This window comes from Pseudomonas sp. CCNWLW23 (genome assembly GCF_037095675.1).
Taxonomy (GTDB): domain Bacteria; phylum Pseudomonadota; class Gammaproteobacteria; order Pseudomonadales; family Pseudomonadaceae; genus Aquipseudomonas; species Aquipseudomonas atacamensis.
Genome location: NZ_JBAWKM010000010.1, coordinates 1 through 13,517, shown reverse-complemented (window position 1 = coordinate 13,517; position 13,517 = coordinate 1). Strand labels below are relative to the sequence as shown.

10 protein-coding genes are annotated in these 13,517 nt (G+C 59.8%); 4 read left to right on the top strand and 6 right to left on the bottom strand.

Translation table 11 applies throughout. The features are described from left to right. Positions 1 to 6: 6 nt before the first annotated feature. Positions 7 to 204 (top strand): YbdD/YjiX family protein, encoded by a 198-nt coding sequence (locus V8J63_RS14355; protein ID WP_003228401.1) that lies wholly within the window; start codon positions 7 to 9, stop codon positions 202 to 204. A gap of 152 nt (positions 205 to 356) precedes the next feature. After that, positions 357 to 1,328, top strand: a complete 972-nt coding sequence (gene yjiA / locus V8J63_RS14350) for a GTPase (protein ID WP_064364097.1) — start codon at positions 357 to 359, stop codon at positions 1,326 to 1,328. A gap of 116 nt (positions 1,329 to 1,444) precedes the next feature. Here yjiA and V8J63_RS14345 read toward each other — a convergent pair whose 3' ends face one another. The 6 genes from V8J63_RS14345 to morA all read right to left on the bottom strand — a co-directional run bounded on the left by V8J63_RS14345 (position 1,445) and on the right by morA (position 10,659). After that, positions 1,445 to 2,149, bottom strand: a complete 705-nt coding sequence (locus tag V8J63_RS14345; protein WP_336464219.1) for a GntR family transcriptional regulator — start codon at positions 2,147 to 2,149, stop codon at positions 1,445 to 1,447. Positions 2,150 to 2,167: 18 nt separating this feature from the next. Further along, entirely contained in the window at positions 2,168 to 2,872 is a 705-nt protein-coding gene (locus V8J63_RS14340) for a FadR/GntR family transcriptional regulator (protein ID WP_197892630.1), read from the bottom strand. Between the two features lie 49 nt (positions 2,873 to 2,921). Continuing rightward, positions 2,922 to 4,235, bottom strand: a complete 1,314-nt coding sequence (locus tag V8J63_RS14335; protein WP_110603140.1) for a C4-dicarboxylate transporter DctA — start codon at positions 4,233 to 4,235, stop codon at positions 2,922 to 2,924. Positions 4,236 to 4,475: 240 nt separating this feature from the next. After that, a complete protein-coding gene (locus tag V8J63_RS14330) occupies positions 4,476 to 5,051 on the bottom strand; it encodes a hypothetical protein (protein ID WP_130887748.1) in 576 nt (191 codons plus the stop codon). A gap of 208 nt (positions 5,052 to 5,259) precedes the next feature. Then, positions 5,260 to 6,513, bottom strand: coding sequence for a serine hydroxymethyltransferase (gene glyA, locus V8J63_RS14325; RefSeq protein ID WP_016773106.1), 1,254 nt, complete (start codon positions 6,511 to 6,513; stop codon positions 5,260 to 5,262). 297 nt (positions 6,514 to 6,810) lie between these two features. Further along, positions 6,811 to 10,659, bottom strand: coding sequence for a cyclic di-GMP receptor MorA (gene morA / locus V8J63_RS14320; RefSeq protein WP_110603143.1), 3,849 nt, complete (start codon positions 10,657 to 10,659; stop codon positions 6,811 to 6,813). Between the two features lie 287 nt (positions 10,660 to 10,946). On the opposite strand from morA, the gene ettA reads away from it, so the two are divergent. Further along, complete coding sequence (ettA, locus tag V8J63_RS14315) at positions 10,947 to 12,611, top strand: energy-dependent translational throttle protein EttA (protein ID WP_016773108.1); 1,665 nt, start codon at positions 10,947 to 10,949, stop codon at positions 12,609 to 12,611. Positions 12,612 to 12,962: 351 nt separating this feature from the next. Then, the coding region (locus tag V8J63_RS14310) for a Glu/Leu/Phe/Val dehydrogenase dimerization domain-containing protein (RefSeq protein ID WP_336464218.1) at positions 12,963 to 13,517 on the top strand (555 nt) is incomplete at its 3' end.

Genomic DNA, 13,517 nt, shown 5'->3' with positions numbered 1-13,517 from the left:
TGCAGCATGTTCAATGACCTGAGTCGCCTCGGTAAATACCTCGGTCAGGCCGCACGCCTGATGGTCGGCATGCCCGACTACGACACCTACGTCGAGCATATGCAAACCAAACACCCGGACAAACCGGTGATGAGCTACGAGATGTTCTTTCGCGAACGTCAGGAAGCCCGTTACGGTGGCAAGGGTGGGCCGAAGTGCTGTTGAGCTGACAGCATCAGGTTGAGGTAATCCCCTGTGGGAGCGAGCCTGCTCGCGAATACGGAGTGTCAGTTGATGAATGTTTTGACTGACACACCGCTTTCGCGAGCAGGCTCGCTCCCACATTTGTTTTTGTGTTCTTTTCAGGAGATCGGGTTTTGTCTTCTCCCATACCGGTAACGGTTCTCAGCGGTTTCCTCGGCGCCGGCAAGACCACCTTGCTGCGTCATTTATTGAAAGCCGAGCACGGCCTGAAAATCGCCGTGATCGAAAACGAATTCAGCGACGCCGGCATCGACACTCAGTTACTGGGTGACGAGCCGGTGCAAGTCATGACCCTGGCCAACGGCTGCGTCTGCTGCACCATTCACACCGATCTGACCAAGGCGCTGTACCTGCTGCTCGAACGCCTGGACAGCGGCGAGATCGCCTTTGACCGTCTGGTAATCGAGTGCACCGGTCTGGCCGATCCGGCGCCGGTGGCACAGACCTTTTTCATCGACGAAGAGCTGCGCGAGCGTTATCTGCTCGACGGCATCATCACCCTGGTCGACGCCGCTCACGCCGACGTGCACCTGACGCAGACCATCGCCCAGGCGCAGATCGGTTTCGCCGATCGCTTGCTGGTGAGCAAGACCGACCTGGTCGATGAGGCGACGTTCACCGCGCTGAGCGAACGCCTCACGCGAATCAACCGCCGCGCGCCGATCCGCGTGGTCGAGCATGGCAACATCGATCTGGCCGAATTGCTGGATGTGCGTGGTTTCAACCTCAATGCTGACCTGGGCGGCGGTTTGAGCCTGCGTCCGGTGAGCAAGGCGCCGTCGATCGATCGCATCTCCAGCCTGGTGCTGCGCACCGATCAGGCGCTGGATATCGATCAGCTCAGCGAGTTCATGAACGAGTTGCTGGAAGAGCACGGCAAGCAGTTGCTGCGCTACAAAGGCGTGCTGAACATTGCCGGCGAAGATCGGCGGTTGGTGTTTCAGGGTGTGCTGAAACTCTATGGTTTCGACTGGGACACCGAATGGGCCGAGGGCGAGGCGCGGGAGAGTGTGATCGTGTTTATTGCCGATGACTTGCCGGAAGAGAAAATTCGGGCGGGGTTTGCCAGGGTTGCTTCTGCCTGATGGATCTTGGTTGTCAGTGATGGCGTCTTCCCGAGCAAGCTCGCTCCCACAGGAGACCGTATTCCGTCCAGAGAAATGCGGTCAACTGTGGGAGCGAGCTTGCTCGCGAAGGCGGTCTAACCGACAGCACAATGCTCAAGGTCTGGACCGAGCAGTTTCTGCTCAAGATGATCCAGATGCCGATTCATCAACATGCCGGCCTTGGAAACATCACCTCGCTCCACAACCTCAACCAACGCCAAATGCTCCTGCCGTGCGCAACAGCTTCGCGTCGAGCCCTGACCCCGCGCAATCGCCAACGACGTAAGCGGCACCAGACTGCGCAGAAAATGCGCCAGCGGCAGATTTCCCGCCATCCGTGCCAACTGTAGATGAAACTCCCCCGACAACCGAATCGCCGCTCCGCGCCGATCCTGCTCGACGGCGCGCTTCTCGCGCTCTAGCAACGTGCGCAAGCATTTCAGATCGTCTGGCTGCGGACGCTGACACGCCAACCGCACCAAGGTGTTTTCAGCCAGCCGTCGCGCATGCAAGGTCTGCCGGATCAGTTCCCGATCAGGCGCGGCCACTCGTGGTCGATGATTGGCGCGCAACACCACGATCTGCTCATGGGACAACTGCGTCAGCACCCGTCGTACATCGGCGCGGCCGGCGCCGAACATCGCTTGCAGACTGTGCTCGGTAAACCGGCTGTCTTCATCGATACGCTGTTCGAGGATCGCGTCGAACAGTCGCGGATACAGATCCTCCGTCGGCGTGCCCAGGCGAGAGACGGGCAGGGCGGTCGAATGCGCATGCGAGGCTGAAGCAAAACTGTTCATGGCCGTTCTCCTGGCAAATCAGGTGGGCAGGTTGTCGTCCGGGATATTCAGCTCAACGCCCATGCGCTGGCCCTCGCGCAGAATGTGCCGACGCATTTCGGCGCTGGCCTGAGCGCTGTTCTTGCTGCGGATCGCGCGGACTACCGCTTCGTTTTCTTCCAGGCGTTCGGCCAGATGTTCCGGGGAATTGCGCAATACCTCGGCGCTTTGCTTGAGGGCGTTGCTGGTCTGCTGTACCACGCTCTGGAAAATCGGGTTCGAGGTCAGCGTGAACAGTTCTTCGTGGAAAGCGATGTAGGCACTGACTCCGGCCTCACTGTCACCGGCCTCGAGGGCTTCGCGCATGTCCATCAGGGTCAGGCGCAATTGGCCGACTTCCTTGCTGCTGATCGATTGCGCGACCAGCCCGACGATGAACGGCTCAAGGGTGTAGCGCAGTTGCAGCACGTCTTCGAGACTGGCGCCGGCGACTGCGCTGTCGTGGCTCTGGCTGTCGCTGACTTGCGCATCAAGGACGACCACGCCTTTGCCCGGCATCGAGCGCACCAGGCCGAGGGTTTCGAGGACGATCACCGCTTCGCGCAGGCTCGGCCGGCTGATGCCCAGCTGTTCGGCCAGTTCGCGCTGGCCCGGCAGCATGTCGCCGGAGCGCCATTGCCCTCGAGCCAACGCGGCGCGGAGTTTTTCCACCACTGAATTGACGACGGTTGAAGTTGTAATCACGTATTGGCTCCCTGCGCCGTGCCTGCATATTGGCAGGCACGGCACTCATTCAGAATTCTTTGGCCGCCGCCTGAGCGACGGTTTTTCGCGGTTGAAAGTTATAGCCCTGCTCACCGTTGAGCACCTTGTTCGCGCGCTGTACATCGATGTCCTTTTCCCAGCGGGCGATGGCCACGGTGGCGACGCAGTTGCCGATCAGATTGGTCAGCGCGCGGCCGATGCCCATGAACCAGTCCACCGCCAACACCAGCACCAGACCGACTACGGGAATCGCCGGGATCGCCGTCAGCGTCGCGGCGAGAATCACCAGCGCCGAACCGGGAATGCCGTGGGCGCCTTTGGAGGTGATCAGCGACACCAGCAGAATCGTCAGCAAGTCGGTCATCGCCAGCGGTGTGCCGGTGGCGTTGGCGATGAACACGATGGCCAGGGTCAGGTAGATCGAGAAACCGTCGAGGTTGAACGAGTACCCGGTCGGGATCACCAGACCGACCGTCGAACTGCCGATACCGAGGTGTTCGAGCTTGCGCATGATCTGCGGCAGCACGGCGTCGGAAGAGGCGGTGCCCATCACGATCAGCAGTTCTTCCCGCAGGTACTTGAGCAGCGGCCACATGCGCAGACCGGAAACGCGCATCACCAGACCGAGGATCAGCGCGACGAAGGCGACGCAGGTCAGGTAGAACAGACCGACCAGACTGCCCAGGTGCTGCAGCGAGTCGAGACCGTATTTGCTGGTGGTGAAGGCGATGGCACCGAACACGCCGATCGGCGCCAGACGCACGATCATGCCCATGATGCGGAAGATCACGTGGCTGAGTTCGTTGATCAATCGCGAAATCCCGGAAGCGGCTTCGCCAACCAGATTCAGCGCACTGCCGAACAGCACCGAGAACAGCAGCACTTGCAGAATATTGTTGTCAGCGAAGGCGCCGATCACCGAGGTCGGGATCAGGTCCATCAGAAATTGCGTGGTGGTGTGCATGTGCTGGCCGCGCTCGGCGAGGTCGCCCATGTCGGCGCTGGAGAGCTGCTCCAGATGAATGTTCGCGCCGCTGCCAATGCCGGTGCTGAAGGCGAACACCAGACCGATCACCAGAGCGATGGTGGTCAGCACTTCAAAGTAGATCACCGACTTCAGGCCGATGCGTCCGACCTTCTTCAGATCGCCCGCGCCGCTGATGCCGCTGACCACCACACAGAACACGATCAGGCCAATCAGCATCTTGATCAATTTGATGAAGCCATCGCCGAGCGGTTTCAGCTGGGCGGAGTATTCAGGAAGGGTCAGCCCGCAGACGATGCCGAGCATCAGTCCGAGAACCACTTGAAGGAAGATTGAACGCGAGCACCATCTGAGCATGGGAGGAATCCTGGGTCGGTGTCCTGGCTGCCGTACGCGTGGCGCAGCGGATTCAGGACTTAATTATTGTGGTCTTACCGGTATGTCCAGTGCAGGCGCAGTCTAGGCGCAGGTTTTCGCGGATCGCAAGGGAAAATTAGAAAATTGGCATGACCGGTCTTACCAGTTGTCTGGATGGCCCGGTCTTGAGCATTTGAGAAAAATTGGCGGCTATGCCTTTTTTTCTGGGCGGGGCGTGAGTCACGTTTTGATGACTGGTACATGTCTTTCGACGATGCTCAGGATGAAAGTGATCTTTGAACGTTCTTCGGTTTTGCCCAGATAGACGTAAGGCAGACTTCTGATTTTTATACCGCCCAGATAGGCATGATTTTTCAGTTTGAGAGAAACAGCTGTATGTACACCCGTTAAGTTGTCCAGCGTTATAGCGGTGCCGCTACGGTCGACAAGAATAAAAGTGGTCAAGTTGTCAGTCTCTGGCTTGACGGCCTCGACGGTGTCCAGCCAGTGATTGCTGATTACCTGATTGAAATAGTTGCCCTGGTTTTTCACGGTGAGGATGTAGCCGTCAGGGGTATGAGCGAAATGCAGCTTCAGCGGTTTTATCCGGCCGCTCTGCTCGTTGCTCCGGATGCCGAGCAGGTGGGACTGATCCCGTGTTTGCGGGCGTCCGGTATAGAAACCGCCGCTGAACAGACTGATGGTAGCCATCGCCGGTTTGCCGTACAGCTGTTCAAGAAAGCCGACCCTGTGGTCGAACATTCTCAATGTTGCGATGAAAGATTTTTCGATATTGCCCGTCATGATGAAATCCATTTATCAAGTCGGGTTTCAGACTAAGCGGTTTTCATCTATGGCGGTTTGCATGTGTGTTGCAAGAGTTTGGTTTGAACAACGAGATGAACAATCCTGCTGGACGGGATTAGCAGGTTGCTGCTTTATTCGGGTGGTATTTTTTTATTGAATTCATGGCAATAAAAAACCGGCCATCGTGACCGGTTTTTTATTGCGGATTAACGAGGCATCAAGCGCCGTACACCGGCAGTTTCTTGCAGATGGCTTTGACTTTCTCGCGAACGGCGTCGATCACCGCTTCGTTGTTCAGGTCAGCCAGGATGTCGCAGATCCAGCCGGCCAGCTCTTTGCACTCAGCCTCTTTGAAACCGCGAGTGGTCACAGCCGGAGTACCGAAGCGCAGGCCGGAGGTGACGAACGGCGAGCGTGGATCGTTAGGCACGGAGTTCTTGTTCACGGTGATGAACGCTTTGCCCAGAGCGGCGTCGGCATCTTTACCGGAGATGTCCTGCTTGATCAGCGACAGCAGGAACAGGTGGTTTTCAGTACCGCCCGAAACCACGTCGAAACCGCGTGCGATGAACACTTCGGCCATGGCCTTGGCGTTCTTCACCACTTGTTGCTGGTAAGCCTTGAACTCAGGCTGCAGCGCTTCCTTGAAGCAGATCGCCTTGGCCGCGATCACGTGCTCCAGCGGGCCACCCTGGGCGCCCGGGAATACTGCGGAGTTGAGCTTCTTCTCGATCTCGGCGTTGGCACGGGCCAGGATCAGACCGCCACGTGGACCGCGCAGGGTCTTGTGGGTGGTGGTGGTCACGACGTCGGCGAACGGCACCGGGTTCGGGTACACACCCGCGGCAACCAGACCGGCGACGTGAGCCATGTCGACGAACAGGTAAGCGCCGACCTTGTCAGCGATTTCGCGGAAGCGCGGGAAGTCGAGGATCTGCGAGTAGGCCGAGAAACCGGCAACGATCATTTTCGGCTTGTGCTCGACCGCCAGGCGCTCGACTTCGTCGTAGTCGATCAGGCCGTTGGCATCGATACCGTATTGAACGGCGTTGTACAGCTTGCCCGAGGAGGAAACGCTGGCGCCGTGGGTCAGGTGACCACCATGGGCCAGGCTCATGCCCAGAATGGTGTCGCCACCTTGCAGCAGAGCCAGGTAAACAGCGGCGTTGGCCTGGGAACCGGCGTGCGGCTGAACGTTGGCGTAATCGGCGCCGAACAGTTCCTTGGCGCGGTCGATGGCCAGTTGTTCAACCACGTCCACGTATTCGCAACCACCGTAGTAACGCTTGCCCGGATAGCCTTCGGCGTACTTGTTGGTCAGGACCGAGCCTTGAGCTTCCATCACCGCTGGGCTGGTGTAGTTTTCCGAAGCGATCAGCTCAATGTGTTCTTCCTGACGCTGAGCTTCTTGCTCCATGGCGGCAAAAAGGTCGGCGTCGTACTTGGCAATAGTCAAATCACGGCTGAACATGGCGGTCCTCAAGGATCGGGGGCAGAAAAGGGGGGCATTCTAACCCAACCGCTTTTGGATGACATATGAAACGACGTCATGTCGCAGACAAGTGGCGTTCATGACAGATGTGCGGTGCTTTTGCCGGCCCCTTCGCGAGCAGAGGGGCATTGATCGTTCCCACGCTCTGCGTGGGAATGCAGCCCGTGACGCTCCGCGTCAACTGCCGAAGCGGACGCAGAGCGTCCAGTGAGGCATTCCCACGCGGAGCGTGGGAACGATCGAAGGCTGCGATCTTTTCGGGCGCGCCGCAGATCGTCAGTCGAACATGAACAGCGCGTCGTTACAGAACTGCGCTTCAAACCGTCCCGCCGGCATCGGCCGGCCGAACAGATATCCTTGCACCTCATCGCAGCCATGCTCGCGCAGGAAGTCCAGTTGCTCATGGGTTTCCACACCCTCGGCGATCACCGCCAGGTTCAGGCTGTGGGCCATGGCAATGATCGCCCGGGCGATCTGCGCGTCCTGTTCGCCGGACGGCAGGCCGTCGACGAAAGTACGGTCGATCTTCAGCACGTCGATCGGGAATTGCTTGAGGTAGTTCAGCGATGAATAACCGGTGCCGAAGTCATCGACCGCGATGCTCAGGCCGAGGTTTTTCAGCCCGGCAAGAATCTGCATCGCCTCGCTGACTTCGCGCATCAGGATGCTTTCGGTCAGTTCCAGCTCCAGACACGCCGGCGGCAGGCCGGTTTCGCGCAGGATCGTCGCGATTCGCGTGCCCAACTGGCCGTCGGAGAACTGCCGTGCGGAAATGTTCACCGACACCTTCGGCACCCGCACCCGTTGCTGGTGCCAGGTTTTCAGCTGTCGACAGGCCTCGCTGATGACCCAGTCGCCAACGTCCACCACCAGACCAAGCTCTTCCAGCACCGGAATGAAATCCCCCGGCGGCACCAGCCCGCGACGCGGATGGCGCCAGCGCAGCAGCGCTTCGGCGCCGGTCAGGCGCTTGCCGTCGCCACTGAACTGCGGCTGGTAATACAGGACGAATTCGTTCTGCTCCAGCGCATGGCGCAGATCGCTTTCCAGTTCCAGACGCTCCAGCGCACTGGCGTTCATGTCGGCCTGATAGAACTGGAAGTTGTTCTTGCCGCGCTCCTTGGCGTGGTACATCGCCGTGTCGGCGTTCTTCATCAACTGGCTGAGTTCGTTGCCGTCCTGCGGACTCAGGGCGATGCCGATACTGGCGGTGACGAAGAACTCGCGGCCCTCGAGCACGAACGGACGCACCAGGCTGGCGAGAATCTGCTCGGCCACGTGAATTGCCCGGTTCAGTGCCAGTTCGCGGTTGGAGCGATGCTGCAGCAGCAGGGTGAATTCGTCGCCGCCCATGCGCGCCACGGTGTCATCGTCATCGACGCAGGCCAGCAGGCGCGTGGCCATGTCCTTGAGCATGCGGTCGCCGGCGGCGTGGCCCAAGGAGTCGTTGATCGGTTTGAAACGGTCGAGGTCGAGGAACATCAGCACCACCCACGACTTCTGCCGTTCGGCCGCTTGCAGCGCGGTGTGCAGACGATCCTGGAACAGCGTGCGGTTCGGCAGGTGGGTGAGGGCGTCGTAATAGGCGAGGCGGTGGATGCGCTGCTCGCTGGCCTTGCGCTCGCTGATGTCGCTGAAGAAACACACGTAACTGGCTAGATCGCCCTCATCGTCGAGCACGGCAGTAATGCCGACCCACGCCGGGTAATGTTCGCCGTTACGGCGCTTCATCCACACTTCGCCTTCCCAGGTGCTGTGCTCGTGCAACTGCTTGAGCACGTAGCGCAAGTGCGCGTCCTGCTGCTCGTCGACAGTGAGCATGTTCGGCAACTGGTCGAGCACTTCGCCGACGCTGTAGCCGCTGACCCGACTGAACGCTTCGTTGGCCTGGACGATGTACCCAGCGGGGTCGGTGATCAGGATTGCCGAAGTCGAGTGCTCGAATACCGTGGCGGCCATGCGCAGATCTTTTTCGGCACGGCGCTGTTGACTGATATCGCGGCCGACACCGAGCACGCCTTCGAACGCGCCGTGTTCGTCCCACACCAGCACCAGGCGCAGTTCGATCGGAATCTTGCGGCCGTCGGCGCGCAGGCAATCGAAGAGGAACAGCTGCGTTTGCACCTGACTGCGCAGCAATGCCAGTTGCTCGGGCTTGTCCAGCGCCTTGCTGACGCGGTCCATCAGCACATGAATGCCGTTCAGTTGCCCGGGATTGGCGATGATCGATTGCCAGCCGTTCTGGAAAATCCATTCGGCGTTGTAACCGAGCACGGCCTGCACCGAGGGGCTGACGTAGTTCAGCGAGAGCTTGCTGTCGGTGGAGAAAATCACGTCGCTGATGCTCTCGGCGAGCATGCGGTAGCGCTGCTCGCTGTCACGCAGCGATTCGCTGGCCTCGATCTGTTCGGTGATGTCCTTTGCCACGCCGATGATCCGCGTGACCTGATCGTGCTTGTCCCGCGCCAGCGCCTGTTCACGGATGTCGAAGCGCCGCCACTTGCCGTCGCGATGGCGGAAGCGCAATTGGCATTGCAACAACTGGCTGTAACCGGCGTGACGCTGCAACTGCCGCGAACGATGGTAATAGTCGGCGTCTTCCGGGTGCAGGAGGATTTCCCAGAAGTACTCGCCCATCTGATGCAGTTCAGTGCGGTTGTAGCCCAGGGTCTGGCCGAGGTGGTGGTTGCTGAAAATCATCCGCTGGCTGATCACGTCCTGCACATACAGATGATCCGGTACGGTGCGCACCACGTCCGACCAGAAACCTTCGCGCTCCAGCAGCGACAGCTCGATCAGCTTGCGGCTGGTGATGTCGTTGATGCTGAGAATCACCGCTTTATAGTCGTGCTGCTCGCTCGGCAGGCGCAAAACCATCCACAGATGCTGGTCGCGACCGTTGCTGTTGGGCAGTTTGATTTCCAGTTCCAGCTGTTTCTGCTGCTGCAGGACGGCGTCGAGGATCTGCTGACCGATCGCGCACTGCGGATGGCGCTGGCCATCGATCAGCAGTTGCCAGGCATCGTCGCAGGAGTGCACATCGAGCAGTTGCAGGGCGACCTGATTGACTTCGGTGACGCGCATTTCCGCGAGCAACTGCTGGCGCTGCTGCGGTTGGTCGAGCCAGGCCTTGAGCTGGTCACTGGTCTGGATCTGCGCCTTGTCGAACATCTGCTTGAGGCCGGACAGGTCGAGTACGCACAAGGCCACGCCGGTGCCTTCGAAAATATCCTGATAACGCCGCCGGCCTTCATGCACCTGGCGCTGGCGCCGACGCATGTTCAGCAGCGCGATCACCGGCAACATCGAAAACGCCAGGCCGAGCAGGCATTTGCCGATGAACGCCGGCAGCAATTCTTCCAGTACGCGCTGGCGGTCGAACAGCCCGCGCAATTGCCAGTCGCTGCTGCTCAGCGGCACGGTCAGCACGGTGTTGGCGACATCGTCGGGCGTCAGCCCGCCAGCCTTGACCGAGGGCAGCCCGGCGTCGCGGCTGATGATCTGGTGATTGAGGCGGTTTTCCACCAGCCACAACGGGCGCAGGGCGGTGGCGTCCTGTTTGGTCAGCGAGTCGAAGAAGGTTGGCGTCAAACGCAAGGCCCAGTAACCGCGACTGCTGCCGCTGGCCTGATGCAGTAGCAGATGCACCACCGAGCCGTCATCGGCATTGCTGAAGTAATGCGCCTGGGCACGGCTGCGGCGCACCAGTTCGGTCAGGTAATCGGCGTCGGAACTGTCGGTGGCGCTGTCGCTGATGATCCGGCCGGAGGGCGAGAGCAGGGCCATGCTGCGCAGGTCGGGCAGCGAACGCTGCAACTTGCGCAGGAGCATCTGCTGTTCGTCGGCGGTTTGCGGTTGTTCGACGATCGGTAGCAGATTGAGGGCAATTTGCGCGTTCAGCGCCATGTTCAGGCTGACCTGGGCGGCGAGGTCGGCGGTGTAGTCGATGGTGTATTGGCGCTGATTTTTCTGAGTTTCGCGCAATTGATCGAGCAGTTGCCAGAACAGCAACGCGAGCAATAACAGCACGAGGGTGGCCAGCGCACCCTTTAATGTCCCGCGCAGGGGCGAGCCGGGCGCCGGTGGGGTGCTGCTCACAGAGGCTGGCGGAGTGACATTGGTCAAGCTGTGATCCTGCGATTTGGCTGGACTGGCGCGACGTGCACTATAAGCCGGACGCCCGAAGGGCGGCTAGCATGCCTTGACTCGTGGCGAAGTGCCAGCCCCTCTCGGCTGGACTGCCTTCCAGCATTAAGGTAGCTTTGCCGGTTAGACCGGGGGCGTTCCAGCCCCTACAATCAGACTTTTTCCAGCGCGCACGCATTGATTGCGATCAAGTGAACGACGCGCACAGTCTGGCCAGGCATCGCCTGCGCTCCAATCATTCATCTGTCACTGACCCAAGGTTCTCCATGGCTCAATACGTCTTCACCATGCATCGGCTGGGCAAAGTTGTTCCGCCGAAGCGGGAAATCCTCAAGAACATTTCGCTGTCCTTTTTCCCCGGCGCCAAGATCGGCGTGCTCGGCCTCAACGGTTCGGGTAAATCCACGCTGCTGAAAATCATGGCCGGCGTCGACACCGAGTTCGAAGGCGAAGCCCGTCCGATGCCGGACCTGAACATCGGTTACCTGCCGCAAGAGCCGCAGCTCGACCCTGCCAAGACCGTGCGTGAAGTGGTCGAGGAAGCGGTCAGCGTGATCAAGGATGCGCAAGCGCGTCTGGACGAGGTCTACGCGGCCTACGCCGACCCGGATGCCGACTTCGACAAGCTTGCTGCTGAACAGGCCAAGCTCGAAGCGATCCTGCAGGCCAGCGACGGCCACAACCTTGAGCGGCAGCTGGAAGTCGCCGCCGATGCGCTGCGTCTGCCAGCCTGGGACGCGAAAGTCGAACACCTGTCCGGTGGTGAAAAGCGCCGTGTCGCCCTGTGCCGTCTGCTGCTGTCCGCGCCAGACATGCTGCTGCTGGACGAACCGACCAACCACCTGGATGCTGATTCGGTGGCGTGGCTGGAGCATTTCCTCCACGACTTCCCGGGCACTGTGGTCGCGATCACGCACGACCGCTACTTCCTCGACAACGTCGCCGGCTGGATTCTGGAACTCGACCGCGGCGCGGGCATTCCTTACGAGGGCAACTATTCGGGCTGGCTCGAAGCCAAGTCCGATCGTCTGGCCCAGGAATCCAAGCAGCAGTCGGCTCACGAAAAAGCCATGAAAGAAGAACTGGAGTGGGTGCGCAAAGGCGCCAAGGCCCGCCAGTCGAAATCCAAGGCACGTCTGCAACGCTTCGAAGAAATGCAATCGCAGGAATTCCAGAAGCGCAGCGAGACCAACGAGATCTACATCCCGGCCGGTCCACGCCTGGGCGACAAGGTCATCGAATTCAAGAACGTCACCAAGGGCTACGGCGATCGCGTGCTGATCGACAACCTGTCGTTCTCGATGCCGAAGGGCGCCATCGTCGGCGTGATCGGCGGTAACGGTGCCGGTAAGTCGACGCTGTTCCGCATGCTGATGGGCAAGGAAACTCCGGATTCGGGCAGCATCGAAATCGGTGAAACCGTGCAGCTGGCCTGCGTCGACCAGAGCCGTGAAGACCTCGACGGCAGCAAGACCGTGTTCCAGCAGATTTCCGACGGTTCCGACCAGATCCGCATCGGCAACTACGAGATCCCGTCGCGCACCTACGTCGGTCGCTTCAACTTCAAGGGCGGCGACCAGCAGAAGTTCGTCAAGGATCTGTCCGGCGGTGAGCGCGGTCGTCTGCATCTGGCGCTGACCCTGAAGGAGGGCGGCAACGTCCTGCTGCTCGACGAACCGTCCAACGACCTCGACGTGGAAACCCTGCGTTCGCTGGAAGAAGCCCTGCTGGACTTCCCGGGCGCCGCCATTGTGATCTCTCACGATCGGTGGTTCCTTGACCGTGTCGCCACGCACATTCTGGCGTACGAAGACGACTCGCAAGCGGTGTTCTTCGAAGGCAACTACACCGAGTACGAAGCCGACCGCAAAAAACGCCTCGGCGAAGCAGCGGCCCAGCCACACCGGGTACGTCACAAGAAACTGGCCTGATATCGGGTTGGTTGCAGAAAGAGCGGAGCCTTCGGGCTCCGTTTTTTTTGCCCTGGGTTTTTCCTGATAAACCGAGTTGCGGCTTTCGCGAGCAGGCTCGCTCCCACAGGGGTAACGCATTTCAAATGTGGGAGCGAGCCTGCTCGCGAAGACGGTGTAACTGTTGGTGCAAGTCTTGGATCTGAACTCCCCACTCAGGTGCAAAAACGGATCAAAAACCCCTCGGATTTATATCCTGTGCACCATTTAATTTCATAACTGCGACATCTTGCTCTGTTCCTGTGCGCAATTCGTTTGTTACAGTCCGGCCCAATCTCCTCCAACGACAATAAATTTGCCGAGACTTTGCCCATGATCGAATCCGTCGAATCCTTCCTTGCGCGCCTGAAAAAACGCGACCCGGACCAACCCGAATTCCACCAGGCTGTCGAAGAAGTCCTGCGCAGTCTGTGGCCGTTTCTTGAAGCCAATCCGCATTACCTGACTTCGGGCATTCTGGAGCGCATCTGCGAGCCGGAGCGCGCGGTGGTGTTTCGCGTATCGTGGGTCGACGATCAGGGCAAGGTCCAGGTCAATCGCGGCTTCCGTATCCAGATGAACAGCGCCATCGGCCCGTACAAGGGCGGCTTGCGTTTTCATCCGTCGGTGAACCTCGGCGTGCTGAAATTTCTCGCCTTCGAGCAGACCTTCAAGAACTCGCTGACCTCCCTGCCCATGGGCGGTGGCAAGGGCGGTTCGGACTTCGATCCGAAGGGCAAGAGCGATGCTGAAGTCATGCGTTTCTGCCAGGCGTTCATGAGCGAGCTGTATCGCCACATCGGCGCCGACGTTGACGTGCCGGCCGGTGATATCGGTGTCGGTGCGCGGGAGATCGGTTTCCTCTTTGGCCAGTACAAGCGCCTGAGC

Bases quoted from the DNA above. Each gene is read 5' to 3' on its own strand.
- ettA (WP_016773108.1), top strand. From the start codon at position 10,947: ATGGCTCAATACGTCTTCACCATGCATCGGCTGGGCAAAGTTGTTCCG.
- V8J63_RS14335 (WP_110603140.1), bottom strand. From the start codon at position 4,235: ATGCTCAGATGGTGCTCGCGTTCAATCTTCCTTCAAGTGGTTCTCGGA.
- V8J63_RS14355 (WP_003228401.1), top strand. From the start codon at position 7: ATGTTCAATGACCTGAGTCGCCTCGGTAAATACCTCGGTCAGGCCGCA.
- V8J63_RS14330 (WP_130887748.1), bottom strand. From the start codon at position 5,051: ATGGATTTCATCATGACGGGCAATATCGAAAAATCTTTCATCGCAACA.
- glyA (WP_016773106.1), bottom strand. From the start codon at position 6,513: ATGTTCAGCCGTGATTTGACTATTGCCAAGTACGACGCCGACCTTTTT.
- V8J63_RS14345 (WP_336464219.1), bottom strand. From the start codon at position 2,149: ATGAACAGTTTTGCTTCAGCCTCGCATGCGCATTCGACCGCCCTGCCC.